The sequence below is a fragment of the Pseudomonas sp. RC3H12 genome (assembly GCF_018596375.1).
GTDB lineage: Bacteria > Pseudomonadota > Gammaproteobacteria > Pseudomonadales > Pseudomonadaceae > Aquipseudomonas.
The window spans coordinates 2,287,715-2,303,635 of the sequence record NZ_CP075595.1; the positions used below are offsets into that span (position 1 = coordinate 2,287,715).

The following is a 15,921-nucleotide window of genomic DNA, read 5'->3' on the forward strand; positions in this document are numbered from 1 at the left end:
CGACGCCCGGCCACGCCGCGGCGCCTGACGGCCCTGGTGCGCCCGGCCCATGCACCAGGCGCCTCTCTACAATCAGAAAACACATCCCAAACGGGAGGGGACACACATGCCCAAGACCCTACTGGTCAAGAACGCCGAACTGCTGGTGACCATGGACGGCGAACGCCGTGAAATCAAACGCGGTGGCCTGTACATCGAAGACAACGTGATCCGCCAGGTCGGCCCCAGCGAAACGCTGCCGCAAAACGCCGACGTGATCCTCGACATGACCGGCAAGGTGGTCATCCCGGGCCTGGTCAACACCCACCACCACATGTACCAGAGCCTTACCCGCGTGGTGCCGGCGGCCCAGGACGGCGAGCTGTTCAACTGGCTGACCAACCTCTATCCGATCTGGGCGCGACTGACCCCGGAGATGATCGCGGTCTCGACCCAGACGGCCATGGCCGAACTGATCCTCTCGGGCTGCACCACCTCCAGCGACCACCTGTACATCTACCCCAACGGCTGCAAGCTCGACGACAGCATCCACGCCGCCGAGGAAATCGGCATGCGCTTCCACGCCGCTCGCGGCAGCATGAGCGTCGGCCGCAGCCAGGGCGGCCTGCCGCCGGACTCGGTGGTGGAAAAGGAAAGCGACATCCTCAAGGAATCCCAGCGTCTGATCGAGGATTACCACGACGCCAGCCATGGCTCGATGCGGCGCGTGGTGGTGGCGCCCTGCTCGCCGTTCTCTGTCAGCCGCGACCTGATGCGCGAAGCGGCGGTCCTGGCCCGGGAGTACGGCGTGTCGCTGCATACCCACCTGGCCGAGAACGTCAACGACATCGCCTACAGCCGCGAGAAGTTCGGCATGACCCCGGCCGAGTACGCCGAGGACCTGGGTTGGGTCGGCCACGATGTCTGGCATGCCCACTGCGTGCAGCTCGACCAGCACGGCATCGAGCTGTTCGCCCGCACCGGCACCGGGGTCGCCCACTGCCCGTGCTCGAACATGCGCCTGGCCTCAGGCATAGCGCCGATCCGCAAGATGCGCGACCACGGCGTGCCGGTGGGGCTGGGGGTCGATGGTTCGGCATCCAACGACGGCGCCAGCATGATCGGCGAGGTACGCCAGGCCTTGCTGCTGCAACGGGTCGGCTTTGGCCCGGATGCGATGACCGCCCGCGAAGCGCTGGAAATCGCCACCCTGGGTGGTGCCAAGGTGCTCAACCGTGACGATATCGGTGCCCTGGCACCGGGCATGGTCGCCGACTTCGTCGCCTTCGACCTCGGCCATGTGGCCTATGCCGGCGCCCTCCACGACCCGCTGGCGGCGCTGGTGTTCTGCACCCCGACCCATGTTGACACCAGCGTGATCAACGGGCGCGTGGTGGTTCAGGACGGGCGCATCGCCACCGTCGACTTGCCGCGGGTATTGGAGCGTCACAACCAGCTGGCGCGGCAGCTGGTCAGCGGCGAGTAGCACAGCCGCTCCCGCGCCAGGCTTCGCGATCAGCTCAAGGGCCTGCTATGGAACAGCCATCCCCCTGAGCCGCTGCGCCAGTTCCAGGGCCACCCGCCCGCTGGCCGGCGTGGGCATCAGTTGGGTGAACGGGATATCGATCATGCGATTCTCGCGCACCGCCCGCAGGCTCGAGAGCACCGGGTCGCGGGTCAGCAACTGACGCTTGCGGCTGGCCGGCGACCACAGGGCGTCGGCCAGCAGGATCACGTCGGGGTCGCTGCTCAGCAGCGCCTCGCGGTTGATCGTCACGCGGTACTGGTCTATCCCGGCAAGCACATTGCGCGCCCCGGCGGCGGCCAGCAACGGCGTGACAAACCCACGTCCGCCCTCGCTGTCCAGCCCCCGCACCTCGCTGTCGAGGTAGAACACCGACAGTGGCTTGCCGCTGGGTGCGATCGCCCTGGCCTGCGCCAGGTCGGTCTCCATCGCGTCGATCAATGCCTGCGCCCTCGCCTGTCTGCCCAACAGCTCGCCAAGCACAGTCAGGTCACGCCGGACATGGCCGTAGTAGTCCAGCGAGTGGCCGTGACAGGCCGACTCGAGCAGGTAGGTGGCAATCCCGTTGCCGGCCAATCTGCTGCGCGAGGTGATCCCATCGCCAAAGGCCGTGGCGAATCCGCCGACCACCAGATCCGGCCTTTGCGCGTACAACACTTCGCTGGCCGGATACTCCCGGGCGATCACCGGCACACCCTGGTAGCGGCCCTGCTTGTAGGCGGCGCCGTTGTCGTCCAGGTAGGCCACCCCGACCATCGACGGCCCCGCGCCGAGGGCGAGCAGCAGGTCGGCCGCGTGCTGGTTGAGGGCGACGATACGCGCAGGCGCCGCAGCGGGCCGTTGCCAGTCCTGCCCGCAGTTGCGATAGCTGTCGGCCAGGGCCGGTGTGCCACAGCACAAGGCCAGCGACAGCAGCCAGGCTTTACGCATCGCACGCCCCTCCCTTGATCAACAGTCCTTCGGCGATCCTTGCGCCCTCTAGATGCGTTTCCACCAATTCCTCCACCTCCCGATCATCACGTACCCGATACCAGCAGCCGTCCGGATGCACCGTCAACACTGGCCCCAGGTTGCAGGGAAACTGGCAACCGGTGCGGGTCAGCAGCACGCCGCCCGGAGTCTCGATCAGGGCACGCTCCAGCAGCAGCCGGCGCAGGCGTTTCCATAGCGGCAAGGCGCCGCGCCGCACGCAGCGGGGGCCGGTGCAGAGGAACACCTGGCGGGCATGCTCGGGCACCCGTGACCAGTCCGGGTCGCTGGCCACCGCGTTGACCTGGTCGCACGCCAGGTGGCGGACAGGTTCGCCGATGCTGGCACAGGCCACTCGCGCATCCAGGCCGCGCCGCCCCAGGGCCTGGGCCGTGACCCAGACGCCGGCCCGACCTTGCGCCACGCGCCCCAGCTCATCGCGCAGCCAGTCCAGGTAGGCGCTGTCCGAGGTGGGCTCCAGGTCCACCACCAGCAGGCGTTCCACGCCCTGGTCGAGGGCCTCGCGGATCACCGCCCAGAGCCCGTCGAACCCCTCCAGGGTGTCGACGATATCCCGGCCCGCCTCGTGGCCACGCAGGTCACGGATCTCGGCGCCAAAAGCTTCCGCCGCCGAGCCGCCACCCAGGCCGGGGCCGACGAACAACACGCGCTGGTAGTCCATGCTCACGCCCCTCAGAAGGTGTAGGTGTAGCGCAGTTCGCTGGTGAACGGCCGCCCGAGATTGTCAACGTTACTCGCCCGACTGGTGACATAGTCGCGGTCGAACAGGTTCTCCACCAGCAGGCTCAGCCGGTGCTGGCGGGCGCCGTCCAGGTAGCGATAAGCATCGGCGTCGACCACCGAGTAATGGCCGTAGTCGACGCCTTTGGAGCTGACCACGTCGCGGATATAGCGAATGGCGCCCCCGGCCCCCCACCTGCGATCCGCCGATTCGTAACCGAGCCGCGAACGGGCGAAGAAACTCGGCACGTCGTTGATCGTTGCCCCGGTGCGCGACTCGGTGAGGTTGCGGGTCATGTCGGCCTGCAGGCTCCATTGATCGTCAAGCTGGATACGCGCATCGGCCTCGAAGCCACGCATCTGTACCTGCCCCTGGCCGTTGACCCACTGGCTGCCGTCCAGGGTGATCAAGTCGGTGATCTTGCGGCGGAACACGGTGACGCTGGCGCTGAATTCACGTTCCAGCAGCAGGCCGTGGTAATCCAGGCCAAGCTCGGCATTGCGGCTCTTCTCGGGCTTGAGGTCACGGTTGCCGACCTCGTCGCCAGGCTCGTTGACGAACAACTGCTCGGCATTGGGCAGCTTGTAGGCGCTGCCATACTGGCCGCGCAGTTGCCAGTTGTCGTTCAGGTCGTACAGCGAGGTGAGCATGCCGACGGTGGCGCTGTCGCCGCCGCTCATGGCCTCGTGGCGCAGGCCGAGGCTAGGGTGCCAGTTGGGCAAGGCCTCGATCCTGGGCCGCAGTTGGGCGTACAACGCATTGGCCTGGGCCTTGTCGTCGTCGATCACCAGCACGTCGTCCTGGCCCTTGAACCACTGGTTGTCGGAACCGAACACCAGCACGTGGCCGCCGTCGAGTTCGGCCTTGCCCTCGGCCTGCACGCCCCAATCGGTGAAGCCCCAGTAGTCGTTGTGGTTGACCACGTCGCGGGAGCCGTCGGCGCGGTTGTTGATGCGGGTGTAGCGGGTGTCCCAGTCATTGACGTGGCCCTTGACGAAGTAGCTCAGGCGCTCGCTGATGCGCTGTTCGAAGGTAGCCGTGGCGATCTGCTGCACGCGGTCATTGGTGGTCTTGTAATTGTTCACCGGTCGGGCGAAATCGAGGTTGGCGTCGGTGTACTGGTAGAACAGCTCCAGCCGCGCATCGTCACCGAAGGCCTGGATCGCCTTGCCGCCGAAGGTGGTCACCTCGTAGCCGCGCTTCTTGTCGCTGACGTTGCCGCTGTAGTCGCGGTTGCGAAACGGCTGGTAACCGTCGGAGACGTTGTGACTGACATAGGCCAGCAGGCCCAGGTCGCCGAAGCCATTGCTGAAGATCCGCTCGACGCGGGCGTCCTTGCTGCTGCCGGCGAAGCTGTCCAGGCCCAGGTTGACCTCACCTGAAGCCTGACGGCGTTGCGGGCTGCGGGTGACGATGTTGATCACTCCCGCCACGGCCTGGGTGCCGAACAACAGGCTCTGGCCGCCCTTGAGCACCTCGATGCGCTCCACCGCGTTGGCCGGCAGGGTGTCCAGGTACAGGCCGCCGTACAGGCGGTTGTTCAGGCGTACACCGTCGAGCAGGATCAGGGTGTCGTCATTGCGCCCGCCGAGCAGCGAGTAGGTGCCGTAGTCGAACGGGCCGTTCTTCGGCGCGACGTAGAAGCCGGGGATGAACATCTGCATCACCCGGGTGATGTCGGCGCCGGGGCCGGCGCGCTCGATCTGCTCGCGGCTGACGATCTCGACCTTGCTGCCGTACTGGGCCATGGCGGCGACCGTGGTCGACTCCACCGACGGCGCGGCGACGATCTGCTGGTCGAGGATCAGGGGGGTGTTTTCGGCCAGTGCCAGGGGGCTGGCCAGGCAGCCCAGGAACAAAGTCCGGGCCTTGGGGAAACGACGTCGGGAGTGAATCACAGCAATCATGCTCTTCTCGAAAGTGACTTTCGCAGAAGCACGCAGGAGCACGGATCGCGCACACGCCAATACCGGCCCATGCCCGCCCACCGCAGGAGTTTGCCTACAACATTCCAGGCCGGTCTCCGGGCTCGCAAGACAAGATGTCTTCACCTTCCCATGACGCGCGGGCCACAGTGGTCTGTCGAAGGCATCACTTGCATACCGTTGCGGGGGCAGCACCGGACTGGCGCGAAGCGCGTACCGGTTTCCCGTTTCACCCCATGCGCGGCGGCATGGGACACCTGAAATCGGTCGGCATCTGAACACCTTGGGGCAAGGGGCGTCAAGCAAAGGCCGGTGAATCGTTTCGCGTGTTTTTTATCTGCCAATCACTCTAGGCAGATGTGTCAAAAGTTGTAGAATCCGCACGCCCAATCTATTCCCATTCCCTTCGAGCTTTGCCGATGAAGCTGGCCCGCCACACACGATCGCAAGTCGCCTGGGTGCTGTATTTCAGCATCCTGTTCGGCTCGTTGCTGTGCGCCATGGGCCATGGACAGATGGCAGGCTTGCGCCTGGCCGGCCTGGATGACGCCGCCTGGTGCGCGGCCGACAGCAGCGGCGTGTTCAAGGGCGACCAGGACATCACCGACCCGGTGCTGCCTGCCGGCGGCGACTGCGTGATCGCCAGCCTGTTCAGCGCCATCCTGCTGGCGGTGTTCTTCGGCTTGCTGGCCCTGCTCGCCGGGGAGTCGAGCAAACCCTTACCCAGACAACCCGCGCCACGGCTGCCCAAGCAGCGCTGGCCACTGGTCAACCCCCGCGCCTCCCCCGCTTCGCTTCTCGCGTTCTGACATCGCCACGCCCTCGAACTGCCTGATCGGCAGCGGGCGTGCGCTCACCGATTTCAGCCAGGAAGCCTTGCATGTTCCGCATGACCACTCTGGCGCTGCTCGTTGGCAGCGCAACCTGCGCCTGGGCGCAGGACGACACCCTCACCCTGCCCGCCAGCAACGTCACGGCCACGGCCGACCAAGCCAAGGAGGCGACCAGCCTCGACCTCGACCGGCCCATCGAAAGCGGCTCACGCCTGAACCTCAGCGCCCGCGAGAACCCCGCCTCGGTCAGCGTCGCCGACCGCAAGACCATGCAGCGCATCGGCGCGCGCAACTTCCAGGACGCCGCCAATGCGCTGCCCGGAGTCAACGCCTCGGCACCGCCCGGCTGGGGCGGCTACGTGTCGTATCGCGGCTTCAACGGCGCCCAGGTCAGCCAGCTGTTCAACGGCATCAACCTGCAGTACGGCGCCGCCGGGCGCCCGGTCGGGGCATGGATCTACGACCGTGTCGAACTGCTCGGCGGGCCGTCGTCGTTCCTCAACGGCAGCGGCGCCGTGGGCGGCAGCCTGAACATGATCACCAAACTGGCCAACCGCGACGAGGACACCTTCGAGGGCCGCGTCAGCTACGGGCGCTACGACACGATGGAAACCTCGGTCGGCTTCAACAAGGCGCTCAACAGCGGTGACGGCCCACGCCACTACGCGCGGCTCGACTACAGCCGCACCAGCACCAATGGCTATATCGACCGCCAGGAGAACGGGGCAGGCAACCTGGCCTTCTCGCTGCTCAGCGACATCAACGACCAGCTGTCGCACACCCTGGCCATCGAGTACCTCGAAGAGAAGGAAGACAGCCCCTACTGGGGCGCGCCGGTGCTGCAACCGGCCAGCGGCACCCTGCACATCGACAAGCATCACCGTTTCGACAACTACAACGTCGAGGACGGCCGCTACGAGCAGCGCACCCGCTGGCTGCGCTCGATCACCGACTACCGCATCGACGACAGCAACCAGTTGCGCAACACCTTCTACCACTACAACGGCCAGCGCGATTACCGCAACCTCGAGGTGTACCGCTACAACCCCGGCAACACCGCCATCGCCCGCTCCGGCGGCTACCGCCAGCGCCACGACCAGGAGGTCAACGGTAACCGCGTCGAGCTGACCCACCAGGGCCAGCTGTTCGGCCTGGCCAGCGACTGGGCGTTCGGTATGGACTACAACCGCAACCAGCAGACCGCCTACCCGTTGTCCAAGGGCGCGTTCGACAGCATCGATCCCAACGGTTTCCAGCCCGACCACTTCCTCGACATCCCTGGCATGGACGCTCCACGCGCCAAGGGGCGCAGCACCACCACCGACACCACTGCGGGCTTCGTCGAAAACCGTACCCGCCTGACCAACCAGCTGTCGCTGGTCACCGCGCTGCGCTACGACCATATCGACTTCGACGTGGTCGACCACGTGACCCGGGCCAAGCTGAATCGGCGCTGGGATGCCTTCACCGGGCGCCTGGGGCTGGTCTATGACCTGACCTCCAATGTCAGCCTTTACACCCAGTACAGCACCTCGGCCGAGCCGCCAGGGGGCTCGCTTACCGGCGCCTCGCTCAGCCAGGTCGGCGACTTCGACCTGAGCACCGGCAGGCAGGTGGAAGTGGGCAGCAAGTTCGACTTCCTCGACGGGCGCGGCTCGGCCACCGCGGCGGCCTACCGCATCGTGCGCAAGAACATCTCGGTGCCCTCCTCGACCGTGCCCAACACCACCGAGCAGGCCGGCCAGCAAACCTCCACCGGCATCGAGTTGGCGGCGTCGTTCAAGGTCACGCCCAAACTGCTGGCGGCGGGCAACTTCAGCTGGGTCAACGCCGAATACGACGAGTTCAACGAGACCATCGGCGGCGTGGTGTACTCGCGCAAGGGCAAGAACCCGGTGAACATCCCCGACCGGGTGGCCAACCTCTGGCTGACCTACGACCTGGCGCCGGGCTGGCAGGTCGGCGCCGACGCCCGCTACGTCTCGGCGGTCTACGCCAACACCGCCAACACCCAGTGGGTGCCTTCGTACACCGTCTACGGACTGTCGATGACCCACGACCTGGACCAGCACGTGCAACTCAGCGCCCGCCTGCGCAACCTCACCGACGAGGTCTACGCCCGCTTCATCCACCAGACCAACACCCAGTACTACCTGGGTGAGCCGCGCAGCTTGGAAGTCGCTGTGCAGTGGCGCTACTGATGGGCCTGAAACGCCAGCTGTACCTGTGGCATCGCTGGCTGGGCATCGTCGCGTGCCTGTTCATGGCGCTGTGGTTCGTCTCCGGAGTGGTCATGCTGTATGTCGGCTACCCCAAGCTGACCACGGCCGAGCGCCTGGCCCACCTGCCGGCCTTGCCGGCGGGATGCTGCGCCGAGTTGCCGGCGCAATGGGCTGAGCAGCCGTTGAAGGCGTTGCGCCTGACCAGCCTGGGCGGGCAACCGTACTATTTGCTGGAGCTGGCGGACGGTCGCCGCGTCACCCTCGATGCAGCCAACGGCGAGCCCCTGGCCAACGCCGACGCGGCCTGGGCCCTGGCCAATGCCCGGCAGTACGCCGGCAGCGCGGCATTGGCTTACCAGGGCACGCTGGACGAGGACATGTGGACCCACTCCCGGGCCCTGGACAGCGATCGCCCCTTGCACCGGGTGCAAGTGGACGATGCGGCCGGCACCTGGCTGTACCTGTCCGGACGCACCGGCGAGGTGGTGCGCGATGCGAGCGGCCGCGAGCGCGCCTGGAATTGGGTCGGTGCCTGGTTGCACTGGCTCTATCCGTTGCGTGGCGGCCTGGGCTTCGACAATGGCTGGCGCACCCTGGTGATCGGCCTTTCACTGCTCGGCACGCTGATGGCGCTCATGGGCATCGCGGTGGGCATCCTGCGCCTGCGGCTGCGCAAACGCTACCGCAGCGGATCATGCAGCCCCTACCCCGGCGGCTGGTTGCGCTGGCACCACATCGGCGGGCTGCTGTTCGGTGGGGTGCTGGTGCTGTGGGTGTTCAGCGGGTTGATGTCGATGCGCCCCTGGGGCGTGACCGACAGCCGCTCGCAGATCGCCTTGCAACAAGCGCCGCTGCGTGCCACCGACCTGCAACTGCCGATTGCCACGGCACTGGCCCGCTTGCGCGACGAAACCGGGTTCGCCGCAGTGGAGTTGCAATGGCAACGCCTGGCCGACGTCACCTATGCAGTGGCCCGCAGCGCCGACGGCGACAGCCGCATCCTTGAAGCACACGCCCCGCCGGCGCGTACCTTCAGCCGGGAAAGGCTGCGGGCGGCCGCGCAAGCGATGGCTCCCGGGGTGACGGTGGCGGATGACTGGCAGAGCGCCTACGACTTCCACTACTTCGCCCGCGAGCCACAGAGCATGTACGGCTCCCAGGCGCGTCCACTGCCCGTGCTGCGCCTGCGCTTCGCCGACGCGGCGGACACCTGGGCCTACCTGGACCCTGCCAGCGGCACGCTGGTGGCCAGCCACGACCGGGCGCAACGTGCTGGGCGCTGGTTGTTCAACCTATTGCACAGCTGGGATTGGCAACCGCTGCTGGCGCGGCCGCTGTTGCGCGAAGGGTTGATCATCGGCCTGAGTAGCGGCGGCCTGGTGATAGCCCTCAGTGGTGTGGTACTGGCCTGGCGACGCCTGCGCAGGACGCTTCGGTAGCGTCATTGGGGCTGCTGAGCAGCCCCTTTCGCCTGACTGCCATTGACCGGTTACCCGCGCTTTTTCTTTACCCCGCCCTGCCTGGCCTTGAACCGCGGATTGGACTTGCAGATCACATAGATCCGACCACGGCGCTTGACCACCTGGCAGTCACGATGACGGCGCTTGGCCTGCTTGAGTGAGGACAGTACTTGCATGAGAACCTCCGGATACGTAATAACATAACATTAACGCAAATCATTCTCATCGCGCAACCGCCCTGTCACACCTTCTTCTAGCGATGACTGGAACTATAATGTAATGTTATTACATATTTAACGGAGATCCCCCTTGAACCCTCGCGCTCCCCTTCTGGCCGGCCTGACCCTGGGCCTGTTCGGTCAACCGCTCGCTGCGGCCCAACCCCTGGTGCTGGACGAAACCTCGATCACCGACGCCTACCTCGAAGAACGCGCCGATGGCCCGGTCCAGGGTTATCGGGCCACCCGCTCGGCCACCGCCACGCGCACCGACACCGATATCCGCGACACCCCGCAGAGCATCGAAGTGGTGCCGGCCCAGGTACTCAAGGACCTCAACACCACCCGCATCGACCGCGCCCTGGACTTTGCCGGCGGCGTGTCGCGGCAGAACAACTTCGGTGGCCTGACCTTTCTCAACTACAGCGTGCGCGGCTTCACCACAGGGGAGCTGTACAAGAACGGCTTCGCCGTCAACCGCGGCAGCTACAGCGCGCCCGACACCTCCGGCATCGAGCGCATCGAGGTGCTCAAGGGCCCGGCCGCGAGCCTCTATGGCCGTGGCGACCCCGGCGGGCTGGTCAACATCGTCAGCAAGCGGCCCCAGGCCGAGACGTTCAGCACCGTGAACCTGAGCGCCGGCAGCTGGGACCGTTACCGCGGCACGCTGGACGCCAACGCGCCGCTGGACAGCCAAGGCAACCTGCTGGGCCGGGTCAACCTGGCGGTGGAGGACAACGGCAGCTTCCGCGATCACGTCAACAGCGAGCGACGGATCGTCAGCCCGTCGCTGAGCTGGCAACTGTCGCCCGACACCCGCCTGCTGCTGGACACCGAGTTTTCCCGCACCGAATCAGTGTTCGACCGCGGCATCCCGGCGGTCAATGGCCAGGTGGGCTCGGTGCAGCGCTCGGCGTTCATGGGCGAGCCCAACGACGGCAAGATCCGCAACGACAACCAGACCGTCGACCTGGCCCTGGAGCACTTCCTCGACGACAACTGGAAACTGCGCCTGGCCAACCACTACACCCAGGGCACACTGAAGGGCAACAGCTCCGAGCCCCAGGCCCTGGTCGGCAACACGCTCACGCGCTTCTACCGCGAGCGCGACTTCGAGTGGAACGACACCATCACCCAAGCCGAGCTGCACGGCCAGTTCGAGCTGCTCGGCTGGCAGCACCAGAGCCTGATCGGCCTGGAGTACGAGAACTACCGCAACAGCCAGAAGTACCCGCAGAGCGCGACCCTGGCCAGCTACGGCCTGGACATCCGCAACCCGGTGTACGGCAAGCCCAAGCCGGCCCTCACCCGCGCCAATGACTTCTTCGAACGCACCGAAAGCCATGCCCTCAACCTGCAGGACCAGATCGCCTTCAGCGAGCGCCTGCGCGGGCTGGTCGGGGTACGCCTGGAGCGCATCGAGCAGACCTCGCAGAACCGCAGCAGCGGTATCAGCAACAGCCAGGCCAAGGATGTCGCCACGCCCCGCGTCGGTCTGCTGTACCAGCTGACGCCGCAGGTCGGCGTGTTTGCCAACGCATCGACGTCGTTCAAGCCCAACACCATCGGCACCCAAGGGCAGGTGTACAAGCCCGAGAAAGGCCTCGGCTACGAGACCGGCCTGAAGCTCGACCTGTTCGACAGCCGCCTGGGCGCCACGGTGGCGCTGTTCCATATCGACAAGGAGAACGTCATCACCACCGATGCCCTGGGCGAGAGCATCGCGGCCGGCAAGGCGCGCAGCCAGGGCCTGGACCTGCAGTTCAGCGGCCAGCTCAGCGAGGCGGTGCGGGTGATCGGCGCCTATGCCTACATCGATGCCGAGGTCACCAAGGGCGATGCCAGCCTGCCCAAGGGCAGCGACCTGCTGGGCATTGCCCGTAACAGCGGCAGCGTGATGGGCGTGTATGAGTTCCAGAATGGCGCCCTGCGCGGTTCGGACCTGGGCGCGGCGTTCAACTATGTTGGCGAGCGCTCCGGTCAGGCCGGCAGCGCCTTCACCCTGCCCTCGTACAGCACGGTCGACCTGCTGGCGCACTACAAGGCCAGCGAGCAGGTCACTGTGGGTCTGAACCTCAACAACCTGTTCGATCGCAAGTACTACGAGCGCTCGTACAACAGTTCATGGGTGCTGCCGGGCGAGCCGCGCAATGTCAGTGTCAGCCTGACGCTCAGCCTCTGAGGCCGGCGCAGTGGCTCGTGATGCCCCACGCACCGGGGCATCGCGATACACTGTGCGGACACCACCCAAGCAGCCCCTGGCATGATCCAGTCCGATCTCGATCTGTTCGACGCACACCCCCAGCAGCTGGCCGCGCACACCACGCTGCTGCCAGGTTTCGCCCTGGCGGAGCTCGAGCCCCTGCTCGATGCCTTGCGCCCGGTGCTGCGCGCGGCGCCGTTTCGCCACATGCAGACCCCCGGCGGCCTGCGCATGGCCGTGGCGCTGAGCAATTGCGGCGCGCTGGGTTGGGTCAGCGACGCAAGCGGCTATCGTTACTCCGCCACCGACCCGGTCAGTGGCAAGCCCTGGCCTGCCCTGCCCCGGGTGCTGGTCGAGCTGGCCTCGCGCGCTGCCGCCCAGGCCGGGTTCGAGGGTTTCGTGGCGGATGCCTGCTTGATCAACCACTACCTGCCGGGTACCCGCCTGAGCCTGCATCAGGACCGCGACGAGCAGGACTACGCCCATCCGATCGTCTCGATCTCGCTGGGCCTGCCCGCAGTGTTCCTGTTCGGCGGGCTGCAGCGCTCGGACCGTACCCGGCGCATCCCGCTGAACCACGGCGACGTGCTGGTGTGGGGCGGCGAGGACCGCCTGCGCTTTCATGGCGTGCTGCCGATCAAGCCTGGCGTGCATCCGCGCATGGGCGAACGGCGGATCAATCTGACGCTGCGCAAGGCCGGCTGACCCTAACGGCCGGCAAACCATTCCCGGCGTTCCTCGAACGCGGCGCGGATCGCCCCGACCATCACCTGCACCAACGGGTCGGCTTCGGTGCGCTCATCGACCGCCAGCCACACGCGCCGGCGCATCGGCTCGCGGAACAACCCCGGCAAGGCCAACAGGCCACGATCCAGATGCGCCGCGTAGTGCGGCAGCAAACCGACACTGGCGCTGCACTTGATCAGCTGGCAGTACATCTCGTAGTCCTGGATCTGCGTCACGCCGGCCGAGCGGGTGCTCAACAGCGTCTGCCAGGGCGTCAACGCCTGCACGCCGACCTCGCCTTGCCATTGCACCAGCATGTAGTCCTGCAGGTGCGCCAGGCTGGTCGGGCGGTTGGCCTCGCGGGCATAACGCTTGGCGATATGCGGCAGGTACTCGAGGGTGGCCAGGGCTTCGGCGGTGGTGTCGGCAAAGCAACCGCTGCGGGCGCCCTGGTCAAGGTCGCCCAGCCATAGCGCCACATCCGCGGCCTGCTCGGGTACCTGGCGGCCATCGAGCGTGGCCACCTCCAGGCGCATGCCGGCATGCTGGCGCACGAAGTTGATCAGGTTGCGGCCCAGCAGGTCCTGCAGCAGTGGTTCGGCCACGGCCAGGCGCACACTGGCGCTGGCTTCCCGCGGCGGTGGCACCACCGGTTCGCGGGCCTGGAGCACTTGCTGCAGGCGCTCGCCCTGCTGGCTGAGCACCGGGTTGTTGTTGCGGTTGACGAACAGGCTGTAGCCCAGGCGTGCCTCCAGCGCCGCCAGGCGCTTGCGCAGGGCCACCGGTTTGAGGTTGAGCCGCCGTGCCGCCTGCATGAAACAACCGCAGCGCGCGGTGACCAGAAAACAGTTCAGCGTCTGCTCGTCCAGGGCCAGCGGCACCTGGGGGCGAACGACGGGCACGCTGGTATCCGGGGCTCGCCCCCGGGACAGATCGATAGGCATCCCTCGCCTCCTGCGGGCTCGCCTGGGCAGGCCCGCTTCTTCCATGGTTGTTGGCGACTAGCGGCTGCTTTCCAGCACCTGGTTGAGCGCCGCGCCGTCGATGCTGAGGGTGGCAGTGTCGAACATGCCCTCCACATAGGCCTTGGCCACCTGCTCCTGGCGCTGGGCACGCAGCACCTGGCGCAGGCGCGGGGCCACCTCGTCGAAGGTCGCCGCCCGGGCCGGCTGCTGTTCCACCAGCTTGATGATGTGATAGCCCGCCGCGCTCTGCACCGGTTCGCTGACGCTGCCCACCTTGAGTTTCGGCACCACCCCGCGCACCTCCGGCAACAGTTGCGCCAAGGCCTGCAGGCCGGTATCCCCGCCGTTGGCGGCGGTGCCGGCATCCTGCGAATGCTCGCGGGCCAATGCGCCAAAGTCCGCATCCGCGGCCTGGGCCTGCTTGGCAAGGGCCTGGGCCTGCTTGCGCACGGCCTCGTCATCCTTGGGGTTTTCCACCCGCAGGAAGATCTGGCTCAGGCGATAGCGTGCCGGCAGTTGCAAACCAGCCTTGCCTGCCTCGTAGGCCTGCTTGAGCTCCGCCTCGGTGGGGTAGTCATCGGACACCTTGCTCACCGAGTCGAGATAGTCGCGCAAGACGATCTGCTCGGTGGCCGCGCGGGTCTGCACCTGGATCTCCGGACGCTGCAGCCAGCCTTGGGCCTCGGCCTGCTGGTACAGGGCCTTTTCCGCCAAGCGGGCGCGGATCCAGGCCTCCAGTGCCGGTCGGTCGCCGCGCAGGCTGACGCGGGCCTCTTCGGGCAACTGGGCGAACAGCGCCTTGAGCTCGCCGCTGCCCACCTGTTGCTCGCCAAGGCGCGCCAGCACCGGGCCGTTGTCGGTGGCCACCAGGGTGGCGGGCGAAGCCGGGCGCGCCGCTGCCACCGGCTCGTCGCCCGGGCGCAAGGCCAGGGCGACTGCCACCGCGACAACGGCCAGCGCGCCAGCGCCGGCCCACAGGGTTCGCGCCGTCACGAAGCGCTCACCGCATCGCTGGCCACCTGCTCGGGCGCCGTTTCGGCGACATTGCGGCTGTAGTCACGCAGGTAGACGATGAACTCCTGCAGCAGGCGATCCCACAGCAACAGGCTGCCAAGCAGGTGCTTCTCGCTGACGCCGTCGGCAACCACCACGTCCTTCTCCATTACCAGGAACTCGCCCTGTACCGACAGGCGGGCGAAACGCCGGGTGGCGTTCCAGCGCTCGGCCAGGCCCGCGGGCAGCTCGCCCTGGATACGCAGCGCGCAACTGAAGGTGAAATCGAGGAACTCGCCTTCCTGGTTCAGCGCCCGGTTGCCGAAACGTACGGCGTAACCCACGCCCTGGCTGGCGCTGAGCAACTGCACCACGGCATTCTGCTCGGTGCGATTGACCCGGCAGCCGGCATCCTGCAGCAGCTTGGTCAGGGAGTCGGCGCTAACGGTTTCGATCAGGGTGACTTCGGTCATGTGCTTACTTCCTTGCGTTGAGAAAACGTCACTGGGTCACGCCCGTGGGGGCGTCGAACTGGCTTTCGTAGAGTCTGTCGCCATAGGCCTGGGCCAGCTCCTCGAAGCGGACCCGGGCCGAGCCGGCAAAGGGCTGGCGCATCTTCATCACATCGGCGATATCGACCTTCTCAAAGGCGGCCAGCATCTCCTTGGCCACCCCGTACATCTGCTGGTTGCGCGCCTGGCACTGCTGCACCTGGCCATCGCGCTCGGCCAGTTGTGCCTGCAGGCCGGCACGCTCGCTTTCCTTGGCGCGCGCCATGCCCAGCAGTTCGTCATAGGCCTGCTTGTACTTGTGCAGTTGTTCGGTGCTGCTGGCCACCAGCGCCTGGGCCTGGCTGTGCACGGCCTGCTGCTGGCCGGCGAGCTGTTCGCTCTGGCCGCGCGCCTTGGCCAGTTGCGCGGTCAGCTCGCGCACCTGGCCCAGGGCCGCGTCGCGTTGCTGTTCCGCCGCCTGGCGGGCGGCGCTGGCCTGGGCCTGCTCGCTCTGCAGGGCCTGCAGCTGTTGCGTGGTGCTGCGCAGCTGGGTGCGCAGGCGCTCTTCGAGGGTTTCGGCCGACGCCGAGGCGGCCAGGCTTGCGCCCAGCGCCAGCATCAACCAGGCGCAACGATGGCGATAGACTCCCTTGTTCATGCCCGTGCTCCT

Annotated in this window: 14 protein-coding genes and 1 riboswitch; of the genes, 6 read left to right on the plus strand and 8 right to left on the minus strand. The window is 66.8% G+C overall.

The annotated features are described in order from the left end of the window. Positions 1-106 precede the first annotated feature (106 nt). A complete protein-coding gene (locus KHO27_RS10435) occupies positions 107-1,465 on the plus strand; it encodes an 8-oxoguanine deaminase (RefSeq protein ID WP_102684998.1) in 1,359 nt (452 codons plus the stop codon). A gap of 45 nt (positions 1,466-1,510) precedes the next feature. Here the strand turns inward: KHO27_RS10435 and KHO27_RS10440 are convergent, their stop codons facing one another. The 3 genes from KHO27_RS10440 to KHO27_RS10450 are packed head-to-tail and all read right to left on the minus strand — an operon-like array spanning position 1,511 to position 5,122. Next, positions 1,511-2,434 carry an ABC transporter substrate-binding protein gene (locus KHO27_RS10440; RefSeq protein WP_214501742.1) on the minus strand — a complete coding sequence of 308 codons (924 nt, stop codon included), beginning with the start codon at positions 2,432-2,434 and terminating at the stop codon, positions 1,511-1,513. Next, a complete protein-coding gene (locus KHO27_RS10445; RefSeq protein WP_502937621.1) occupies positions 2,427-3,155 on the minus strand; it encodes a (2Fe-2S) ferredoxin domain-containing protein in 729 nt (242 codons plus the stop codon). Before KHO27_RS10445 ends, KHO27_RS10440 begins: the two co-directional genes overlap by 8 nt. Before the next feature lie 11 nt (positions 3,156-3,166). Beyond that, positions 3,167-5,122 carry a TonB-dependent receptor plug domain-containing protein gene (locus tag KHO27_RS10450; protein ID WP_214501744.1) on the minus strand — a complete coding sequence of 652 codons (1,956 nt, stop codon included), beginning with the start codon at positions 5,120-5,122 and terminating at the stop codon, positions 3,167-3,169. 90 nt (positions 5,123-5,212) lie between these two features. After that, a riboswitch (cobalamin riboswitch) is annotated at positions 5,213-5,416 on the minus strand. 143 nt (positions 5,417-5,559) lie between these two features. Between KHO27_RS10450 and KHO27_RS10455 the strand changes: the two genes are divergently transcribed. The 3 genes from KHO27_RS10455 (at position 5,560) to KHO27_RS10465 (ending at position 9,634) form a co-directional block, all read left to right on the plus strand. After that, complete coding sequence (locus KHO27_RS10455) at positions 5,560-5,949, plus strand: DUF2946 family protein (RefSeq protein WP_038706229.1); 390 nt, start codon at positions 5,560-5,562, stop codon at positions 5,947-5,949. A 71-nt stretch (positions 5,950-6,020) separates the two neighbouring features. Next, the gene (locus KHO27_RS10460) at positions 6,021-8,174 is read left to right on the plus strand and encodes a TonB-dependent receptor (protein ID WP_214501745.1); all 2,154 of its coding nucleotides are present in this window, start codon (positions 6,021-6,023) and stop codon (positions 8,172-8,174) included. Positions 8,175-8,179: 5 nt separating this feature from the next. Then, a complete protein-coding gene (locus KHO27_RS10465) occupies positions 8,180-9,634 on the plus strand; it encodes a PepSY domain-containing protein (RefSeq protein WP_250888462.1) in 1,455 nt (484 codons plus the stop codon). A gap of 50 nt (positions 9,635-9,684) precedes the next feature. Here KHO27_RS10465 and ykgO read toward each other — a convergent pair whose 3' ends face one another. After that, on the minus strand, positions 9,685-9,831 hold the full coding sequence (ykgO, locus tag KHO27_RS10470) for a type B 50S ribosomal protein L36 (RefSeq protein ID WP_023632134.1): 147 nt from the start codon (positions 9,829-9,831) through the stop codon (positions 9,685-9,687). Between the two features lie 133 nt (positions 9,832-9,964). Between ykgO and KHO27_RS10475 the strand changes: the two genes are divergently transcribed. Next, positions 9,965-12,055: a TonB-dependent siderophore receptor gene (locus KHO27_RS10475; RefSeq protein WP_214501746.1), complete on the plus strand. Its 2,091-nt coding sequence runs from the start codon at positions 9,965-9,967 to the stop codon at positions 12,053-12,055. A gap of 81 nt (positions 12,056-12,136) precedes the next feature. Beyond that, positions 12,137-12,781, plus strand: a complete 645-nt coding sequence (alkB, locus tag KHO27_RS10480) for a DNA oxidative demethylase AlkB (protein WP_198755586.1) — start codon at positions 12,137-12,139, stop codon at positions 12,779-12,781. A gap of 2 nt (positions 12,782-12,783) precedes the next feature. Here alkB and KHO27_RS10485 read toward each other — a convergent pair whose 3' ends face one another. Genes KHO27_RS10485 through KHO27_RS10500 form a run of 4 tightly spaced genes read right to left on the minus strand, consistent with a single transcriptional unit; the run spans position 12,784 to position 15,909 of the window. Continuing rightward, complete coding sequence (locus tag KHO27_RS10485) at positions 12,784-13,746, minus strand: LysR substrate-binding domain-containing protein (RefSeq protein WP_110701453.1); 963 nt, start codon at positions 13,744-13,746, stop codon at positions 12,784-12,786. Between the two features lie 57 nt (positions 13,747-13,803). After that, the gene (locus tag KHO27_RS10490) at positions 13,804-14,760 is read right to left on the minus strand and encodes a peptidylprolyl isomerase (RefSeq protein ID WP_214501747.1); all 957 of its coding nucleotides are present in this window, start codon (positions 14,758-14,760) and stop codon (positions 13,804-13,806) included. Beyond that, positions 14,757-15,233, minus strand: coding sequence for a YbjN domain-containing protein (locus KHO27_RS10495; RefSeq protein ID WP_038706233.1), 477 nt, complete (start codon positions 15,231-15,233; stop codon positions 14,757-14,759). Before KHO27_RS10495 ends, KHO27_RS10490 begins: the two co-directional genes overlap by 4 nt. A gap of 28 nt (positions 15,234-15,261) precedes the next feature. Then, entirely contained in the window at positions 15,262-15,909 is a 648-nt protein-coding gene (locus tag KHO27_RS10500) for a DNA repair protein (protein ID WP_102685009.1), read from the minus strand. Positions 15,910-15,921: the final 12 nt, after the last annotated feature.